Annotated in this window: 18 protein-coding genes, 1 tRNA gene and 2 pseudogenes; 12 read left to right on the forward strand and 9 right to left on the reverse strand. The window is 69.3% G+C overall.

Going from position 1 to position 17,111, the window contains the following annotated elements:
* The first annotated feature begins 65 nt into the window (after positions 1-65).
* Positions 66-1,238, forward strand: coding sequence for an amidase domain-containing protein (locus tag ABZ490_RS01840; RefSeq protein ID WP_358982837.1), 1,173 nt, complete (start codon positions 66-68; stop codon positions 1,236-1,238).
* Here ABZ490_RS01840 and ABZ490_RS01845 read toward each other — a convergent pair.
* Positions 1,226-1,774, reverse strand: a complete 549-nt coding sequence (locus ABZ490_RS01845) for a DUF4383 domain-containing protein (RefSeq protein WP_358982839.1) — start codon at positions 1,772-1,774, stop codon at positions 1,226-1,228. The two genes, ABZ490_RS01840 and ABZ490_RS01845, sit on opposite strands and share 13 nt — an antisense overlap.
* Before the next feature lie 111 nt (positions 1,775-1,885).
* Positions 1,886-3,256: a hypothetical protein gene (locus tag ABZ490_RS01850; protein ID WP_358982842.1), complete on the reverse strand. Its 1,371-nt coding sequence runs from the start codon at positions 3,254-3,256 to the stop codon at positions 1,886-1,888.
* Between the two features lie 167 nt (positions 3,257-3,423).
* On the opposite strand from ABZ490_RS01850, the gene ABZ490_RS01855 reads away from it, so the two are divergent.
* The 3 genes from ABZ490_RS01855 (at position 3,424) to ABZ490_RS01865 (ending at position 4,692) form a co-directional block, all read left to right on the forward strand.
* Positions 3,424-3,498 (forward strand) — tRNA-Val (locus tag ABZ490_RS01855).
* Between the two features lie 76 nt (positions 3,499-3,574).
* On the forward strand, positions 3,575-3,964 hold the full coding sequence (locus ABZ490_RS01860) for a DUF6153 family protein (RefSeq protein ID WP_358982844.1): 390 nt from the start codon (positions 3,575-3,577) through the stop codon (positions 3,962-3,964).
* Between the two features lie 89 nt (positions 3,965-4,053).
* Entirely contained in the window at positions 4,054-4,692 is a 639-nt protein-coding gene (locus tag ABZ490_RS01865) for a DUF305 domain-containing protein (RefSeq protein ID WP_358982846.1), read from the forward strand.
* On the opposite strand, the gene ABZ490_RS01870 is transcribed toward ABZ490_RS01865, so the two are convergent.
* Both ABZ490_RS01870 and ABZ490_RS01875 read right to left on the reverse strand, forming a co-directional pair.
* Entirely contained in the window at positions 4,689-5,033 is a 345-nt protein-coding gene (locus ABZ490_RS01870; protein WP_358982848.1) for a hypothetical protein, read from the reverse strand. The two genes, ABZ490_RS01865 and ABZ490_RS01870, sit on opposite strands and share 4 nt — an antisense overlap.
* A 78-nt stretch (positions 5,034-5,111) precedes the next feature.
* A complete protein-coding gene (locus tag ABZ490_RS01875) occupies positions 5,112-5,957 on the reverse strand; it encodes a serine hydrolase domain-containing protein (protein WP_358982850.1) in 846 nt (281 codons plus the stop codon).
* Between the two features lie 102 nt (positions 5,958-6,059).
* On the opposite strand from ABZ490_RS01875, the gene ABZ490_RS01880 reads away from it, so the two are divergent.
* Both ABZ490_RS01880 and ABZ490_RS01885 read left to right on the forward strand, forming a co-directional pair.
* Positions 6,060-6,512 carry a GNAT family N-acetyltransferase gene (locus ABZ490_RS01880; RefSeq protein ID WP_358982852.1) on the forward strand — a complete coding sequence of 151 codons (453 nt, stop codon included), beginning with the start codon at positions 6,060-6,062 and terminating at the stop codon, positions 6,510-6,512.
* 1 nt (position 6,513) lies between these two features.
* Positions 6,514-6,741 carry a DUF2277 domain-containing protein gene (locus ABZ490_RS01885; RefSeq protein ID WP_358982855.1) on the forward strand — a complete coding sequence of 76 codons (228 nt, stop codon included), beginning with the start codon at positions 6,514-6,516 and terminating at the stop codon, positions 6,739-6,741.
* Between the two features lie 27 nt (positions 6,742-6,768).
* Here ABZ490_RS01885 and ABZ490_RS01890 read toward each other — a convergent pair whose 3' ends face one another.
* The 5 genes and pseudogenes from ABZ490_RS01890 to ABZ490_RS01910 form a co-directional block, all read right to left on the reverse strand.
* Positions 6,769-7,380 carry a VTT domain-containing protein gene (locus ABZ490_RS01890; protein ID WP_358982857.1) on the reverse strand — a complete coding sequence of 204 codons (612 nt, stop codon included), beginning with the start codon at positions 7,378-7,380 and terminating at the stop codon, positions 6,769-6,771.
* Positions 7,381-7,579: 199 nt separating this feature from the next.
* Positions 7,580-8,035: a DoxX family protein gene (locus tag ABZ490_RS01895; RefSeq protein WP_358982859.1), complete on the reverse strand. Its 456-nt coding sequence runs from the start codon at positions 8,033-8,035 to the stop codon at positions 7,580-7,582.
* Positions 8,036-8,146: 111 nt separating this feature from the next.
* Positions 8,147-10,066, reverse strand: a complete 1,920-nt coding sequence (locus tag ABZ490_RS01900; protein ID WP_358982861.1) for an FAD/NAD(P)-binding protein — start codon at positions 10,064-10,066, stop codon at positions 8,147-8,149.
* Between the two features lie 143 nt (positions 10,067-10,209).
* Positions 10,210-10,515: pseudogene (locus ABZ490_RS01905) on the reverse strand (alkaline phosphatase family protein); the annotation flags it as partial.
* Between the two features lie 255 nt (positions 10,516-10,770).
* Positions 10,771-11,460: pseudogene (locus ABZ490_RS01910) on the reverse strand (alkaline phosphatase family protein); the annotation flags it as partial.
* 118 nt (positions 11,461-11,578) lie between these two features.
* Here ABZ490_RS01910 and ABZ490_RS01915 point away from each other — a divergent pair.
* The 6 genes from ABZ490_RS01915 to ABZ490_RS01940 all read left to right on the forward strand — a co-directional run bounded on the left by ABZ490_RS01915 (position 11,579) and on the right by ABZ490_RS01940 (position 16,734).
* On the forward strand, positions 11,579-13,126 hold the full coding sequence (locus ABZ490_RS01915) for a recombinase family protein (RefSeq protein ID WP_358982863.1): 1,548 nt from the start codon (positions 11,579-11,581) through the stop codon (positions 13,124-13,126).
* Between the two features lie 1,075 nt (positions 13,127-14,201).
* Positions 14,202-14,615 (forward strand): hypothetical protein, encoded by a 414-nt coding sequence (locus ABZ490_RS01920; RefSeq protein ID WP_358982865.1) that lies wholly within the window; start codon positions 14,202-14,204, stop codon positions 14,613-14,615.
* Between the two features lie 285 nt (positions 14,616-14,900).
* The gene (locus tag ABZ490_RS01925) at positions 14,901-15,179 is read left to right on the forward strand and encodes a hypothetical protein (protein ID WP_358982867.1); all 279 of its coding nucleotides are present in this window, start codon (positions 14,901-14,903) and stop codon (positions 15,177-15,179) included.
* A 51-nt stretch (positions 15,180-15,230) separates the two neighbouring features.
* Positions 15,231-15,473 (forward strand): hypothetical protein, encoded by a 243-nt coding sequence (locus ABZ490_RS01930; RefSeq protein ID WP_358982869.1) that lies wholly within the window; start codon positions 15,231-15,233, stop codon positions 15,471-15,473.
* Positions 15,474-15,495: 22 nt separating this feature from the next.
* The gene (locus ABZ490_RS01935) at positions 15,496-15,963 is read left to right on the forward strand and encodes a hypothetical protein (protein WP_358982871.1); all 468 of its coding nucleotides are present in this window, start codon (positions 15,496-15,498) and stop codon (positions 15,961-15,963) included.
* 486 nt (positions 15,964-16,449) lie between these two features.
* On the forward strand, positions 16,450-16,734 hold the full coding sequence (locus ABZ490_RS01940) for a hypothetical protein (protein WP_358982873.1): 285 nt from the start codon (positions 16,450-16,452) through the stop codon (positions 16,732-16,734).
* The last annotated feature ends 377 nt before the right edge of the window (positions 16,735-17,111 follow it).

Genomic DNA, 17,111 nt, shown 5'->3' on the forward strand with positions numbered 1-17,111 from the left:
CCCACACACGCCATGCAAAGATGCCCTCCCCGGCATCCCTCCGCCGGGCAAGAGGGGAAACATCAGTGAAGTCAAGGAAATTGAGCCGTTCGAGGCGCCGCGCCACGATATTCGGGGCGGCCGCCGCCTCGGTCGTGGCGGGGGCGGCGCTGCTCCCGAACTGGTCCGCGGGCGCCGCGGTCGTCGACGACCCCACGGTCGACGCGAAGACGAAGGCCACCTTCCAGCGGCTGGCGGACGCGGTCTTCACCGACCGCACCGACGCTCTGGTGACCGGCAAGCAGGGCAACCGTGAGAAGCCGCTGACCAACGGCTTCTCCGGTGACGTCAAGCTGTCCGTCGGCACCGCCCGTACCGAGGACGCCACCCTGTCCTCGCTGGGACAGCGCAAGGACAAGCTGGCCAAGGCCGGCGAGAAGTACAGCAAGGCCGCCACCACCGTCACCCTGAACGCCACGCGCGTGACGGGCCGTACGGCCAAGGCCGCGGTCACCGAGACCACGACCCTGACCTACGCGAAGGCCGGCGCCGGCCAGCCGAGGACCACCGGCTTCCAGGCGCAGCACGAGCTGACCTTCAAGGCGGACCAGAGCGGCAACTGGCAGCTCACCGGCATCGCGGACACCGACCAGGGTGGCCTCGCGGTGAACACGCTGTCCAAGCCGGTGGCGTCCGTCAAGGCCACCACGGCCGACGACACCATGCCGAACGCCGCCCGCGCGGCGACCACCCGCAACCCGGCCGCCGTGCCGAAGACGGGTACCACGTACGACTACAAGGCCATGGCGGCCTACGCCGAGAAGTACGTGTACACCTACAACACGGACTACCCGGACTTCAACAACCACACCGCGGGCGGCGACTGCACCAACTTCGTCAGCCAGTCGCTGAAGGCGGGCGGCTGGAAGCACGTCCCGGGCTACGTCTACGACTACACCAAGTGGTTCGGCAACGCCGACATCCAGTCGGACTCGTTCGTCGGCGTCAACGAGTGGTCGTGGTTCGCGCAGAACTCCAAGCGGACCACCGCCCTGGCGAACGTCTACCAGCTCGAGGTCGGCGACGTCCTCCAGATGGACTTCGACCGGGACGGGTCCAAGGACCACACCATGATCGTCACGTACAAGGCCAACGGCATCCCGTACGTGACCTACCACTCGAACAACACGCTGCGCCGGTCGGTGGCGAGCCTCGTCGCGTCGTACCCGAACGCGTACTACTACGCCTACCGCACCTGATCGGACCCTGACGGGTCCCGCCCCTCGGATCCCGGTTCCACGTGCTCCGGGTGGCGGGCCCGCCAGTACGGGTTGTCGTGCGGCAGGGCCGAACCGACTCTGCCGTACATCCCGAAGACCAGCAGCAGGATCCCGATCACGAAGCTCAGCATGCAGTTCTGGATCTTGAAGGCCAGGAAGTTGTAGTCCGTCTCCAGCAGCGCCATGTTCAGGAAGCCGCTGAGGATGAACAGGATCCCGAAGGTCATGTTGAGCGTGGACGCGACGTTCCCGCCGATCACCATGCCCACGAAGAGCAGCAGTCCGACCCCGATGGACAGCCAGCTCAGCGCGCCGTTGGTGTTCAGCCCCCAGACCTGGTCCCCTCCGGTGTCGAAGGTACCGATCTCGTCCATGACACCGAAGATCCCGAAGACGACGAGCCCCAGGCCCATCAGCCCGGCCCCGATCCGGTAGACCAGGTTCAGCCGGTGGTCGACCGGCAGGTGGTCGTCGAGCCTGATCCGCCGACGGGCGTGCAGTGCGTGTGCGGCCATCTCCGCCTCCTTGCGCGTGGATGTGCCGAGGGAGGCCCTGTACGTACCCCAATATCCGCCCGCCCGGCCCCGGCGGCAAACGTCGGCGGCGAACGTCGGCGGTGACGGCCGTCAGTGGCCCGCGCCGCGCTCCTCGCGGATCCGGCTCACCACGGCGGCCACCGCCTGCCGCACACCCTCCGTCTCGGTGAGGAAGTGCCAGTAGTCGGGGTGGCGGCCCTCCAGGGTGCCGATCGCCCGCTCCAGCCGGGCCACCGCGTCGTCCAGGGGGCGCGCGTCCCGCGGATCGGGCGTGTTGCGCCCGGCCATCGCCAGCCGCTGCGCGTCCCGGATCGCGAACCGGGTGCGGTCGATCTCGGCCTGCGGGTCCTTCTGCACGGCGTTCAGCCGGCTCAGCCGGTCACCGGCGGCGGAGACCGCCTCGTCGGTGGTGTTCAGCAGCGCCCGCGCCGTGGACAGCAGCGAGGTGGCGTCCGGCCAGCGCTGGGCGTCCCGCGCCGTCTGCGCCTCCCGCAGCCTCGCCTCCGCCTGCCGTACGTTCTCCGCGGCCTGCTCGGGCACCCGCTGGAGGTCCTGCCAGCAGGCCGCCGCGAACCGCCGCCGCAGCTCGCTCAGGATCGGGTCGACCTGGCCCGCGCGGGTCGTCAGCGCCTGCGCCCGCGTCCGCAGCGACACCAGCCGGTGGTCGATCTCCGCGGCCTTCTCCGGCAGCCGCTCGGCCTCCGCCCGGACCGCCGCGGCCTCGCGGGAGACCCGCTCGGCCCGCTCCAGCGTCTGCGGCACGCCGTGCTGTCCCGCGCCCTGGTTCATCCGGGTCAGCTCGGGCCCGAGCGCGGCGAGCCGGGCCGCCAGGTCGTCCGCCGTCAGTCCGGTCCGCCGTACCGCGTCCAGCGCGTTCGACGCGGCCAGCAGCGCCTGCCGGGCCCGCTCCACGGCGGGCGCGAGCCGGGCGAGCTGGGTCTCGGCCTTGCCGAGCAGCGGGCCGAGCCCCTCGGCGAAACGATCCAGCTCCTTCTTGACGTTGCCCAGCTCGTCCTTGGCCCGGGTCAGCTCGGTACGCGCCCGCGCGGCCGCCGAGGCCTCCAGGTCGTCCCGGTCGAGGTCATGGGCGTCGACGGCGTCGATGTACCGGGCGCTGGCCTCGTCGATGCGCCGGCCGATCTCCTCGAAGCCGGAGACCGCGCGCCGGGCGGCCGGGCTGTCGTCCACCGCCGTGATCGTCTCGATGGAGATCCGCAGATCCCGCTGGGCGGTGTCCAGCTCGTAGAACGCGGCCGCCGCCGCGTCCTTCGCGGCCTGCGCCTCGGCGCGCTGGCCCTCCGCCCGCCCGCCGAACCAGCGCCGGGTCCCGCCGCCGGCGAAGGCGGCGGGCAGCGCGAGCGCCACGACGAGCGGCAGGGCGAGCAGGGTGAGGGCGTCCTTCACCGGGCGGTGTGCGCGCGGCACCGACGGCGCGTACGGCTGCGGTGGTGTCGCCGTCACATCCCTCTCCCGTGCTGTGATTCGCCTGAACCGGTGTTCATTCTCCCACCGGTTGAAGACGAACACACGGGCCGGTCAGTTCGCCGTACGGCCCGTGACTTTCCCACCGGCGCCGATACACGTTTGCCGGACACGGCCCGGGGCGATGTAGGCTGTCGACTCGTCCTGGGTGCGTAGCTCAGGGGTAGAGCGCCTGCCTTACAAGCAGGATGTCGGCGGTTCGAAACCGTCCGCGCCCACCAGGAACACCGCAGGGCCCCCGGAGAGATCCGGGGGCCCTGCGCGTGTGCGGGGCGCGTTGTGCCTAGGATGACGGCTGTGAACGGACTGTGGCGGCGGGCGGTGTGCGTGCTCGGGCTCCTCGTGGGCCTGCTCGGCATGCACGGGCTCGCGCCCGGGGGAGTGGCGTCCGCGCATGCGGAGCCGCGCCCCATGACGGCCGTCGCGGCCGTCGTGTCCGTCGCCTCCGCCGAGGGCCATGACGGCTGCGCGGGGGACGAGGGCCACTGCGGTGGCGGACACGCCCGGCACGCCGACTCCACCTGTGCCTCGGCCGCCGTGAGCGGCGGACCGGTCCTGCCGGGCCTGCTGCCCGACCCCGCCCCGGTGGCCGTACCGGACGAGACGCCGTGCCCCTACGCGGCCGCGGCCCCCGACGGCGCCCGCGCGCCACCCTCCCTGGCGGAACTCCAACTCCTGCGGATCTAGACACCGCTGCGCGCACCCACGGCCCCCGCGACGGGCCGGCGGGGTGCGCCGACGTGTCCACGCACCCTTTTCTCCCCAGGAGTTCCCGTATGACCAGCACCACCCGCAGCCCGTTCCGCCGTGCCGCGCTGGCGGCCGTGACCGTGAGCGCCGCGCTGCTCCTCACCGCGTGCGGCGGTGACGGCGAGTCCGCCTCCGCGGGCTCCTCGGCCTCCGCGGCCGCCTCCGGCGGTGCGCACAACGCGCAGGACGTCACCTTCGCGCAGGGCATGATCCCGCACCACCGGCAGGCCCTGGAGATGGCCGGGCTCGCCGCCGACCGCGCCTCCTCCGCCCAGGTCAAGGACCTCGCGGCCCGGATCGAGAAGGCCCAGGACCCGGAGATCGAGAAGATGTCCGGCTGGCTGAAGGCCTGGGGCGAGGACGTGCCCGAGGAGGGCGCGTCGGCGGACGACTCCATGCCCGGCATGGACCACTCGGGCTCCGGCGGCATGGCCGGGATGATGGACGACGCCGGCATGAAGACGCTGGAGAAGGCGTCCGGCGCGGCCTTCGACACCGCGTTCCTGACCCTGATGGTCGAGCACCACGAGGGCGCGGTCGCGATGGCCGGAACCGAGCGGGACAAGGGCCGTTACCAGGCGGCCAAGGACACGGCCGGTGACATCGTCACCGGCCAGACCGCGGAGATCGCCGAGATGAAGGGGCTGCTCGCCGGGAAGAGCTAGTCGCTCTCGCCGGGTGGGGTGCCGTGCGCGTGCTTGAGGTGCGTGCGGGCCTCCACCCGGTCCTCGGTGGCGACCTCCGACCAGAAGCGGTGGCAGCTCACGAACACCGCGAGCTCGTGCTCGCGCCGCCGCAGCTTCTCCACCTCGGCCTGCTCGTCGGCCGTCCAGCCCGGGGACGCGGGGCGCTCGATCTTGCGCCAGCCACCCGCGTCGCTGAACCCGTCCAGGGGTTCCACCGACCAGGGGAGCCGCTTCAGCAGGGCCGACAGCTCGGCCCGGACCTGATGCAGCTCCTCCTGACCGGCGCGCAGGTCGCTGGGAAAGTCATAGGTCTTAGCCACACGGCAATGGTACGCCTGTTCGATTTTGCGGGGCGAGCTCCTTTGGGGTGTTCGTGTGAACGTATGTTCGAGAGGGGGTCAGGGGGCGGCCGTGCGGCCCTCCTTGAGGGTGGTGACGCCCATCCGGTCCGTGGTGTCCGTGTCCCCGTTGAGGCGATGGACCACGACCCAGGCACCGTCCGGCAGGGCCCCGGCGAACACCGAGGCGCGGCCCACCGCCCCGTTGTGCCAGTGCAGCGCCCCGGCCGTCTGCCAGCTCGGCGCGGGATCGCCCAGCCGGCGCTCCACCAGCAGCCGTACGACCAGATCGGCCGTCGCCCGGGGAGTCGCCCACAGGCCGCCCGCGGGCAGCATCGCGCCGTCCATCGTCCACGGCCGCCGGGTGCCGCCGAACCGCCCGGGAGCGAGCAGCCGCCGCTCCGGGGCGGGGCGCGCGCTCACCTCCGTGACGTCCAGCGGGCGCAGCACGTGCTCGGTCACCAGCTCCTCGTACGACGCCCCGGACGCGGCGGCGGTCAGCGCCGCGCCGAGCACCGCGTACCCGAGGTTGGAGTACTCCTCCTCCTGGCCCGGGGGACGGGTGACGAGCGTGTCGAGGCGGCGGACCTGGGCGTGCAGCGCGGGATGGTCGAAGGCGGCGTACGGGTCCCGGCGCGGCAGCGGAACGGGTGGCAGCCGGGGGAGACCGGAGGTGTGCCGGGCCAGCTGGAGCAGGGTGATCCCGGTCGCGGGGGCCTCGGGCAGCCACCGTTCGAGGGGGTCGTCCGGGGACAGCGCCCCGGCCGCCGCCATCCGGGTCAGCACGGTCCCGGTGACGGCCTTGGTGAGCGAGCCGATCTGGACGTACCGGTCGACGGCGTGACCGTCGGCGAGGGCGGGCGGGGCCGCGGAGGACAGGACACAGGTCGGGACGCGGCGGCGCATGGGGGGTCCTTCGAGGTCGGGTCGGGCGTGGGTGCCGGGTCAGTAAAGCCGAGGTCCTTCGGCGGGCCGTCGATTGTCGGACCCTCCTCCTACCGTGGAGGCATGGACCCCATCGGTGTGGAGCGGGTGCAGCCGGTGCCCTGGGCGGAGGGCGACTTCTGGCTGCTGCGGCGGCAGAACAGCCCGGAGACGCCCGGCCGCCTCGGCGGACCGGAGACCGTCGGGGCGATCGGTCACTGGGAGCGCGCGTGGCAGGGGGCCGAGGTGTGGGAGGCGGGCTGGGGGACCCTGCCCGAGTTCCAGGGCGGAGGCCTTGCCGCCGCGGCCGCACGGAGGCTGATATCCGTCGTCCGCGAGGAGCGCGGTCGCGGCGGTCACCCCGCCGTGCACGCGTTCCCCGAGGTGGCGCGCGCGGCCTCCAACGGCGGGTGCCGCAAGGCCGGTTGCACCCTGCTCGGCCAGCCCGACCTCGCGTACCCGAAGGGCAACCCGATCCGATCCGACGACTGGTACGTCGACCCGCGCGGCCCCGCGCGGTCGGAGGGAGACTGGTGACATGTGCCGGAGTATCAAGACGCTGCGTCCGCCCGCGCTGCCCGAGGAGGCGACGCGGGAGGACATCCACGCCGCCGCCCTGCAGTACGTCCGGAAGGTGTCCGGGTTCCGGGCGCCGGCCGCGCACAACAGGGAGGTGTTCGACCACGCCGTCGAGGCGATCGCCGAAGCCACGGCCCAGCTGCTCGGCGACCTGGAGGTGAGGGGCGCGGCAAGCCGGGCGTCCTAGGCCCGGTGCCCGTCCGTCGTGACCGGGCTAGGCCGCCGGGCGGCGCATGACGTATGCCGCGCCTGCGCCCGCGCCGAACAGGGCCAGTACGGAGACCCCCGTCGCCAGCCAGGTGGCGCCCAGCCAGTGCGCGCCGAAGTAGCCGAGGGCCACGCTGTACGCGGTCCAGGACAGTCCGGCCAGCGCGGACCAGGGCAGGAAGTCACGGGCGCGGCGGTGCGCGGCACCGGCGATCAGGGAGACCACCGAGCGGCCGGCGGGCGCGAACCGGGCCAGGACGACCAGCGCGCCGCCGCCCCGGGCCAGGGCCTCGCCGAGACGTTCCTGCGCGCTGGTCAGCCGCCGGGAGCGGGAGATCGCCCGGTCCAGGCGCTCACCGCCCCGCCAGGCCAGCCGGTAGGCGACCAGGTCGCCCAGGACGGACGCGGTGGTCGCGGAGAGGATCAGGGCCAGGATGTCCGGCACCCCGTGCGGCACCTGACCGGTCGCCGCCCCCGAGCCGGCCGCCGCCGCGGTGGCCGCCGTGATGACCAGCACCCCGCTCGGCAGAACCGGCAGGAACACGTCCAGCAGGACCGACAGGCCCACCAGCGCATAGATCCAAGGGCTGCCCAGCAAGGCCCCCACGCTCTCGAACACCGTTCTCTCCCCCGTGCCAATGACAGCCATACAGCGTACGCGGCAGAGGTGACAGAAGGGTCACGGGGGGTGTTTGTGTTCGCACGGCGCATTCACTCCCGGACCCGCGCGCAGTCCCCGGACGCCGTGCCTGTGAACACGGGTGCCCTCCCGGTCGTCGTGGCGAGGGCACCCGGCGTGCGTCGGTCTGTTACAGGGGTCAGGCCGTGGCGGTGGCCTGCTGGGCGGACGGCTCGCGCCGCGCGGACGGGCGCCTGGTGATCAGCCGGTCCACGCCCAGGGCGCCGGAGCCGGTGAAGACCAGCAGCAGGAAGGCCCAGCAGAACATCGCGGAGGCCTCGCCGCCGTTCTCCAGCGGCCACAGGGCGCCCGGCTGGTGCACCTTGAAGTACGCGTACGCCATGGAGCCCGAGGCGAGGAACGCGGCGGCCCGGGTGCCGAGGCCGACCAGCACCAGGACGCCGCAGACCAGCTGGATCGCGGCCGCGTACCAGCCGGGCCAGGCGCCGGTGTCGACGGTGCCGCCGTCCGTGCCGACGGCCCCGCCCAGGATCCCGAAGAGGGAGGCGGCGCCATGGCAGGCGAACAGCAGGCCCACGACGATGCGGAACAGGCCTAACGCATAGGGCTGTGCGGTGTTGAGGCGAGCGGACATGGTGGGGGGTGCTCCTTCGGTGTCGGGTCGGGTCGGACCGTCCTGATGGGGCACGGGGACGGTCCGTCGATGGGACGGCGGTACCGAACGAGCGATCAACGCTAGGCGCACCTAATCAATGCTTGCAAGTTCAACATTCGGCCACGGCCCGGGCTCCCTCCCGGGCCCCGATTCCGCCGTCGCCGCACGTAGGGCGGCTCTCGCCACCGCGTCCGCGTCCGAAAGCGTGACCGAATCCACGCCCGGACGGGCACCCGCCGCCGTCACCCAGTGCACCCCCTCCGTGGGCACCCCGAACGCGAACCGCCTTGCGTGTGGCCTGCCTTGACGGTCCATCAGATGGTACGGGCGCGGTGTCACGTCCAGACCGCCGGTGACATGACCGTCGACCGTGTGCGGACGGCACCGCCCGGTCTTCAGCAGCCGGGCCAGCAGGACGTCGGCGGTGCGGCGCAGCTCCGGTTCCGGCAGCCGGGCCTCGACCAGCGTGGTCACCCGGACCGCCGAGCCCGGTATCTCCGGGGAACGGGCGACCCAGGCCCCGTCCTCCTCGCGCACCTCCAGACGCGGGCCGAGCACCTCCACCACGCCCGCCTCGATCAGCGCGGTCAGCTCCTCGATCCGGCGCCGGGGCGGGCCGATGGAGAGGAAGGCGTTGAGCGGGGTGTACCAGCGGTCCAGGTGGTCCCGGCGGGAGGCCCCGGCGAGCCCGCCGTGGTCGACGACCAGCCGCAGCTCGTTGCGCAGATCGCGCAGCACGTCCAGGGCCGTCTTCAGCGGGCCCGCCACGTTCCCGCGCTCCGCCTCCCGCGCGTCCCGCCACAGATGCGCCAGCAGCCACTCCCGCCACTGCCCCGGATGCGCGAACCGCCGTTCCGCGTACGGCCGGGAGATCCGGTCCCAGCTCCAGCGGTCGGCCTCCGCCACCCCGAACGCGTCCAGGATCCGGGCCTCCTCGGGGTCCCGGTGCGGCACGGCGAGAAACCGGTCCGCGAACTCCGCCCGGCCCGTCAGGACCGTGTAGTAGACCGTCTCCACCTCCTTGGCCACCAACGGCCAGACGTCCGCCAGGAAGTCGGGCGCCTCCCCGGAGTCCGCCCGCTTGCGCAGCCCCGCGATCACCTCCGGCGTCAGCACCAGCGGGAGGTGCCGCCCGTACGGCCCCTTCGCGTTGTCCCCCCGCGCCTGGTACGGAACCCCGCGCCGCGACCCGGCGTGGATCCGGGGCTCCCGGCCGGACGGCAGATAGCGCAGCCCGCCGGGTCCCGCCGGGTCCCGCTCCGCCCGGACGAAGCGCCCGCCCCGCCCCGTCGTCAGCAGGGCCATGTGGTCGAAGAAGTTGAGGCCCAGGCCGCGCAGCAGGACCGGTTCACCGGGGGCGACGGGGGACAGGTCGACGTCGGCCGGGTTGGCGGGCGCGATGTGGCGCAGGCCGTGGCGTTCGGCGTAGGCCGTGTGGCGCTGTTCGGCGTCGTCGGCGACCAGCGGCAGATGCCCCTGGGCCAGGACGACGGCGCAGAGGCCGAACAGGACCCGGCCGTCGTCCAGGATGAGGACCTGGCGGCCGTCGGCCGCGTCGTCGAGGCGCACGGCACGGGCCGCGTGCGTCTCCACCCGCACCGAGGGCGGCGCCTCGCGCACGGTCCGCGCGAACACCCACTCCAGGTAGCGGCCGTAGTGCGCGCGGGTCGGGTACTCGTCCGGGTCCAGCGTGCCGCCCGCCCACGCGTGGAGGCTGGGGCCGGGCCGGATCGGGCCGGCGCAGTCCACGCTGTCGTCGGTGAACAGGGTCACCTGCGAGGCCACGGTGTTCATCAGCAGCTCCGGCGACTGCGCGGTGCGCCACACCCGGCCCGGCCCCGGCGGAGCGGGGTCGACGACATGGACCGTGAGCCGCACCCCCGGCGGGAGCAGGTCCGGCGCGGACGCGCAGAGGCGTTCCAGGACGCTGGTCCCGCGCGGCCCGGCGCCGACCAGGGCGAGGGCGACGGACGCCGTCGGCGCTTGCGGTTGCGCGTTCACTGATGGCAAAGGGATGACTCCCGGGCGTGTGGGGCGCGATGGAGTGGACCGTCCGCGCGAGGTGCTGGAAGCGGACGGTCCGCCTCATCATGCCGCTGGCCGTCACAGAAGCCAACGCGGGCCCCACCGGCCCCAGTTGTCCCGGATGACCCTCATCGGGAGGTCAAGTCGGACTCCTCCACCGTGGCCAACCCGCCCTTCGCGCGCGCCTGTTCCAGCCGCAGCCGGGCCGAACGGCCGTGCAGGGACAGGGTCATGAGCTGGTTGCCGAACCACGGCCCACCCGTTTTCCGCCAGGAGACCGGCGGCCGGGCGCAGCCGCCGTGCCCGGCGAACCGCCGCCCGAGCGCGCGGGCCACCGCGCTCCAGCCGAACCGGAAGCCGATCCGGATCGACAGCGGGATCGAGTTGTGCACCGGCGAGCAGGTGAGCTGGAGCACCCGCGCGCCCGGTCCGCTGCTGCTGCTGCCGCCGTTGCTGCTGCCGCCCGGTACGACGCCGTCCCCCGGTCCGCCGCTGCCTCCGCCAGGCCCGCCGCTGCCGTCCCCCGGTCCGCCGTTGCCGTCCCCCGGTCCGCCGCTGCCGCCGCCAGGTCCGCGGCTGCCGTCCCCCGATCCGCTGCTGTCGTCCCCCGGTCCGCCGCTGCCGGCGCCAGGTCCGCCGCGCCTACGGCCCGGTGCGCTGCCGCGTCCGCCCGGTGTGCCGCTGTCGTCCGGCCACCGCGGCTCCGCCACATACGCGTGGTGCACGTCACCGGAGAGCACCAGCACCGTCGTCGGCGCGTCCGCCCCCGAGCCGGCCTCGGCGATCAGTTCCGTCAGCGCGGCGAAGGACTCGGGAAAGGCCGCCCAGTGCTCCAGATCCGCCGCCCGCCGCAGCCGCTCCCCGAACCGCGCCCAGCGGGCACCCCGTTCGCCCCGGCACAGGGCCGCGTCCCAGGCCTCGGCGTCGTGCACCAGATGCGGCAGCAGCCAGGGCAGCGAGGTGCCGATGAGGAGATGGTCGTAGGAGCCCCGGTCCTGGAGGGCCTGCTCGCGCAGCCACCGGGCCTCCCCGGGGTCGAGCATCGCCCGCTCGCCCTCCTCGAGGACCCGGGCGGCCCGGGTGTCCACCATCAGCAGCCGCACCCGCCCGAAGTCCCGGCGGTAGCTCCAGCGCACGGACGCCGGGTCGGCGTCGGCGCGGCAGGCGAAGGCGCGCAGGACGTCGGTGGCGTCGGGGGTGGCGCGTACGGCGGCGTAGAGCGGGTCGGCGGCCAGTTCGGCGGGGGAGAGGTTCCCCAGGTGCTGATGGACCCAGTACGACATCAGGCCGCTCAACAGCCGCTCTCGCCACCAGGGCGTGGCCCGCACATCGGCGAGCCAGGCGGCGGAGGTGTTCCAGTCGTCGATGACGTCGTGGTCTCCGGAGGCTCCCGACTAGCGGTTCTGGGAGTCACCCACCATGACGGCATCTGCACAGGTCAGGGGCGCGAAGCGTTCCACTCACTCACCCGTGCCCGTGACTACACAACTAAGGGGAGTGTCCTGTCTCCGCCTGTCGGTCCTGACCGACGAGACCACCAGCCCTGAGCGCCAGCGCGCGGCCAACGACGGGGCAGCCGCAGCACTGGGTATCGACCTTGCCGACCGGGAAGCGGTTGACCTGGGAGTCAGCGCCAGCAAGACCACGCCCTTTGAGCGCCGGGAATTGGGTGCGTGGCTTCGCCGCCCGGATGACTTCGACGCGCTGATGTTCTGGCGCTTCGACCGTGCCATTCGGTCCATGGATGACATGCACGAATTGGCGAAGTGGGCACGTGATCACCGGAAAATGGTTGTCTTCGCCGAAGGTCCGGGCGGACGGCTGGTGCTGGACTTCCGCAATCCGTTGGACCCCATAGCACAGCTCATGGTCACGCTGTTCGCTTTCGCGGCTCAGATGGAAGCACACTCAATCCGCGAACGTGTAATCGGGGCTCAGGCGGCAATGCGCGTCATGCCTCTTCGCTGGCGTGGTTCCCGTGCCCCGTACGGCTATATGCCTGCCCCGCTCGAAGGTGGCGGCTGGACCCTCGTTCAGGACACGGAAGCCGTCAAGGTCATTGAGCGCATCATCAAGGCGCTTATGGAAGGTGAGACCGCAAACAGCATTGCCTACGCGCTCAACGCTGATGGGGTGCTTTCCCCTGCCGACCACTGGTCGAAGTACAAGGATCGCGAAATCAAGAAGCCCACACGATGGAGTGCGGTAACAGTCGCGCGCATTCTCCGCTCTGAAACCCTGATTGGGTGGAAGCTCAGCGGCGATAAGCCCGTGCGTGACAACGAGGGACGGCCCGTCACGGCGACGCGTGAACCGATCCTGACGCGTGCTGAGTTCGACAGCATCCAAGCCCTCTTGGACAAGCGCAGCACCAACAACCCGATCCGACGGGACACGAATGCGCTTCTGTTCGGAATCATCCACTGTTCTTCGTGCGGGGGTCGGATGTACCTCAACGCGCAGGAGTCGAAGCCCGGTCAGCGTCCTACCTATCGGTGCGGCGCTTCTCCCCGGGGTGAGGTTTGTGAGCACCCGATGAACATTCGCGCTGACTGGGTTGATGACTACGTAACCCGTGAATTCCTGCGCATCCTTGGGGGCCTTGAGATCACCAGCACGCGCAGCATTCCCGGATACGACCCACAGCCTGAGATTGACGCCACACTCGCCGAGTACGAAGCGCACCGTGTGGAACGGCAGAACATCAAGTCCAAGGCAGCCATGGCGTCATGGGAACAGCACCGTGACGCGCTTGACACGCGACTGGCTGAACTGGAAAGCCGGGAAAAGGTGGAGCCCCGTACCGAGGAAATCCGAACCGGCAAGACCTATGCGGAAAAGTGGGTCAAGGCTGATGTGGCCGGACAGCGGAAGATGCTGACAGGAGCGGGGGCGTATCTGTCGATTAAGGCCGGAACCCCCGGCGGGTGGCGCAGCTTGGATGAACGCCGGGTTGATCTCGATATTCGAGACCCGTTCTTCGACGCAGCAGCAGACGCGATTACGGCCGTGGCGGCTGAACTGGAAATCGCAGAGCTGATCTGAGAACGAATGGCACCAGCCCGGCCGGACTTTGGCGAGTAGACCGGGCTGGTGTCCCTCTCAAAGGGAAGGCACCAGGATATGACACGCACGGAGTACGAAGCCCGGCAGGAAGCCGAAGAGGCAGCCTGGTTCCGTCAGGTGGAGTGGGAGCGCATCACGCGTCAACTCGAAGCCCTGTACGGCGCTGTGAGGGCCGGGGACCGCAGCGTACGAACGCGGGAACGCATAGGGCGGCTTGAGGCGCTGCAACAGGCACTCATGGGCTTCCCTGAGGCTCTTGCCGCATAGCGCATCAGCGTCCCAACTCAGGCCCCGTTAGGCGTCCGTCATGGATTGCCCGGCGGGGCTTTTTGCTGTCCTGGTGCAGGTGGCCCCTGGGCAGCCGTCAGCGCCCTTGTGAGCGCTTCTGACTCATGCGCTGGCACCCCCGGCCGTGAAGTGCCGGAAGAGCCTCAGGTAGACGCTCAGGGCTTCCGTACCCCACAGCGCGAAAGGGCGAAAAGCTGCGCTCTGTGTAGATGCTTTTCTGACGGTCCATCAGAAAACCCTATCTGACCTGCATAAATGTAGAAGTGTAGAAGTGACCCCTACTTCCAATACTCCTCGTGAGTCCTAGCGGCAAAACCGGGGACGGCCCTCAAATCTGCACTTCTGCATTCTCGCAGGTCAGCGGGGGTTTCCATCCGACCGCTCATGCCGCCCTTGCGTGGGAACTGCATTTCTTGCAGTTTTCCGGTCGTTGAGGGTTCACAAAATCGCGCCCATTTCGCACGTGATGCACGTCACATAAATTCACCTGTCCCGCATGTCTGAATTGGTGCGCTTTGAGGGCGCTCCACTCCCTAGAACCATTCTGAGGGGCGGGAAACCGTCCTGAGCGGGTGGCCACCACATTCCGGCCCGCATGCTTAGGCACTCTTGCTACGGGGCCCAATGCCGTAGCTGAAACCAGCCCCCGGGCATGGGTTGAGGGATTGAAGGCGCGTGGTGGCCCCTTCTTTCTCTCCCCGTGTCCGGGGGCTTTTCTCGTTTCCGTGCGCTGATGCGCTGGCCACCACATCAAAGGACTTCCACCATGCCGAAGGCGATTTCTGAGTACAACGCGGCACATAGGCGTGTCGTTGAGGTCAAGGGACCTGCGAGCCACAAGCCTTGTTCGTTCTGCGGAACTCGTGCTGCCGAGTGGGCTTACAACCACCAGGACCCGGCGGAGATTTACCGGGACGGGTATCTGTGGTCTGAGAGCACGGCCTATTACCTGCCGCTCTGCAAGCGCGACCATCGGGCCTATGACCGGGCATTCAGGCAGCACGGCAAGGCAGTGCTTTCCGCTGTGGCAGACGCGCTGACGGAAGCGGGACAGCAGCGTTACGACGAAGAGCACAGGCAGGCCGTACAGGAATCGACGTTCCACAGTTGGCGTGTCCGGGAAACGGCACTGGGCTACATCACTGCCGAGGAATCTTCCGCCCTTGTGGGTGGCCGCTGATGTACGCGTCAGACGTCATCTAAGACCAGGGCAGGGCGCTGTAATAGCCAGAGGTAGCGCCCTGCCCTCCGCATTCTTTGAGCCGTGCTCGGAAATTCCCTTAGATCCGAGCCGGCTGACCCCCTTACCTCTCGAAAATCGGAGTGATGTCAATGGGCGCTATCGGCGCATCACAAGCCATAGCAATTCTCGAAGAACACGCAATCGTGCCCACGGAAGAGCGTCCGCGCGCTGAGCTGTTCGCCGCCTTCTCCGTGCTCCGCCTTCTGGCTTCGGGTGGTGAAAATGACGCAGCTGACCGAGGCTGACCGGGCGCATGTCGCTAAGTTCGTGGCCGTAGTTGGTGAAGCCCTTGAGGATTCGCCGAGTGCGGATGCAAGTTTGATGCTGCTTTTTGAAGCGTGCAAGGAAGTCAGCGGCCCCAGCTTCATCCCCCTGGGAACTTTCGACCGTCTTCTACGTGCTACGGGCTACAAGCGCACTGAACGGCGCTACGGCAATCGCTTCATCGGACTTCACCCCAAGGACCCGGCTTTCCGTGACCGGGTCTTCTATCGCAGCTAGGCACTTCCGAAAATCCGTAGGTGCCACCCCCCTCCTGGAAAGGATTTCCCAATGACTGAAACTCCCTGGTACATGCGCACCACTGACACCACTGGTACGGATAAGGGCAGCCCGGAGCGCAACCGGCAGCACATCGAATCCATTGCGGCAAGTGCCAGCGAAGAGGATGACGCCGTGGTTTCCCATCTGCGGAACGCTGAGGCTCAGGGCGTCGCCATCAGCGCGAGCCAGCGAATGGCCATGGGCTACGCGACCAATGCGCGCAAGGCCGCCAATCAGCTAGACGCCAACTGACTTCCGAAGGAGTGCAACCCATATGACTACGACCGACCTTGAGAAGGCTCGTAAGGCTGCTGAGGCGGCTGTCGCGAAGTTGGCTGAGGCTGAGGCCGTTGAGGCTGGGCGACAGGCTGAGATTGCCGCTGAGCGTGCCGAGAGGCAGCGAGAGCTAGACGTGCAATTCCTTCGTGACTGGAGAGACCTTGAGATGAAGGTGCGCGGAGAGGTGGTTACGCCGGACCAGAAGGCTGACGCCCTTGAGTCTGGGAATCTCGTGCTCCTACTTGCTGACTACATGGCCCGGCGCGATGCCATTCAGACTATCCGTAGCCACGCTCAGATCTGCGCTCAGAGGGTAGGGCAGGAGCACAACATTTCCGAACTCCGTGACGTAGACCCGCTGGAAGAGCTAAGGCGCTGGCAGGAAGATGCCGTCTATGCGCTCAAGCGGCGGAATTCGGGGACCATGGCCGCTGAGATTCTAGCCCGGTACGAGGTTGAGTAATGGCGCATGACCTACTGGACCCGGGGCCGGACTATAACGGCCAGCCTGCCTATCTGGTGTGGCCCCGGGACGTGAATGGAGCCCCGTGCTTCGCGGACACACATAGTCCGGCGGACGTGGTCTTTCCTCAGCCTGGTGCAGCGCCGGTTGCCCGGGGCGCTGTCCGTATGCGGAATACACTGGTTGATCTGACTCACTACGACGCTACGGGCAATCTGCTGATGCCCCCCACTATTCCGCTAGACGTGCTGCGGCAGATTTGGGCTGACTATTACAGCTAGGCGCTCAGGGCTGTTTCACTGGACTCCGCCCACCAGTGAAACAGCCCTTTTGGCTGCCCGCACGGTGTCGGCAAGGGGGTTCCTCCCCGGGTGTACTCCTGCAACCAGACACCCTCAGCCGGCTGGAATCTTCACCTTTTCTGACCTGTGCTTTTCCCTGACAGCCTCTTCGCTGGCGCGTGTGCTGGCGTGAAGGAGTACGCCCATGCTCGCTGATGACTGCGCCCCCTCACATGCTGAGTCGCTGGCCGAATCTCTGAAATACGCGCACGGCTACGCCGATGAATTGCGGCTCATGCTCGCTGAGGGGAAGCCCGATGCGGATAGGGCAGCGCAACTAGTGCAAGCCATTCGGAACATGCTGTGTGCTGCGGAGGATGAGCTAGACCCACTGGATGACGTACAGCAGGAGATAGACGCTGTGGCGGCAATCCATGGGCTATCCGATGCTGAGCTATTCAGCGCCATTACCACCCCCGAAAATCCGTAGGTGACCCCCTATGCCGAGCAAGCCCCCGCGCCCTTGCGCTCAGCCTGGTTGCCCTGAGTTGGTGCGAGGCAGGGAGACCACATGCCCTGAGCACACAAAGCAGCGAGCAAGCCAGCGAGAGAACAGGGGTGGCAGTAGCTATGGCCGTCGCTGGAATCAGGTGGTGCAGCCACAGTTCATCTATCGCAATCCGTGGTGTGTTCTCTGTGGCCAGCGAGCGAATGTGGCCGACCATTGGCCTATCAGTCGACGTGACCTAGTGGAGCGAAACGAGTCGAACCCTGATGCCTTCAAGCACATGAGGCCACTATGCAAGGCATGTGATGCGAAGGAACGGCCTAAGCGTGAACCAGGCGGCTTCTACGCCGAACAGAGAT

It is taken from the genome of Streptomyces sp. NPDC005811 (assembly GCF_040630405.1).
Classification (GTDB): domain Bacteria; phylum Actinomycetota; class Actinomycetes; order Streptomycetales; family Streptomycetaceae; genus Streptomyces.

What these genes read in the sequence shown, in the direction of transcription:
- ABZ490_RS01845 (WP_358982839.1), bottom strand. Translation starts at nt 1,774, where the DNA reads ATGGCCGCACACGCACTGCACGCCCGTCGGCGGATCAGGCTCGACGAC.
- ABZ490_RS01865 (WP_358982846.1), top strand. Translation starts at nt 4,054, where the DNA reads ATGACCAGCACCACCCGCAGCCCGTTCCGCCGTGCCGCGCTGGCGGCC.
- ABZ490_RS01875 (WP_358982850.1), bottom strand. Translation starts at nt 5,957, where the DNA reads ATGCGCCGCCGCGTCCCGACCTGTGTCCTGTCCTCCGCGGCCCCGCCC.
- ABZ490_RS01880 (WP_358982852.1), top strand. Translation starts at nt 6,060, where the DNA reads ATGGACCCCATCGGTGTGGAGCGGGTGCAGCCGGTGCCCTGGGCGGAG.
- ABZ490_RS01885 (WP_358982855.1), top strand. Translation starts at nt 6,514, where the DNA reads ATGTGCCGGAGTATCAAGACGCTGCGTCCGCCCGCGCTGCCCGAGGAG.
- ABZ490_RS01895 (WP_358982859.1), bottom strand. Translation starts at nt 8,035, where the DNA reads ATGTCCGCTCGCCTCAACACCGCACAGCCCTATGCGTTAGGCCTGTTC.
- ABZ490_RS01920 (WP_358982865.1), top strand. Translation starts at nt 14,202, where the DNA reads ATGCCGAAGGCGATTTCTGAGTACAACGCGGCACATAGGCGTGTCGTT.
- ABZ490_RS01925 (WP_358982867.1), top strand. Translation starts at nt 14,901, where the DNA reads ATGACGCAGCTGACCGAGGCTGACCGGGCGCATGTCGCTAAGTTCGTG.
- ABZ490_RS01930 (WP_358982869.1), top strand. Translation starts at nt 15,231, where the DNA reads ATGACTGAAACTCCCTGGTACATGCGCACCACTGACACCACTGGTACG.
- ABZ490_RS01935 (WP_358982871.1), top strand. Translation starts at nt 15,496, where the DNA reads ATGACTACGACCGACCTTGAGAAGGCTCGTAAGGCTGCTGAGGCGGCT.
- ABZ490_RS01940 (WP_358982873.1), top strand. Translation starts at nt 16,450, where the DNA reads ATGCTCGCTGATGACTGCGCCCCCTCACATGCTGAGTCGCTGGCCGAA.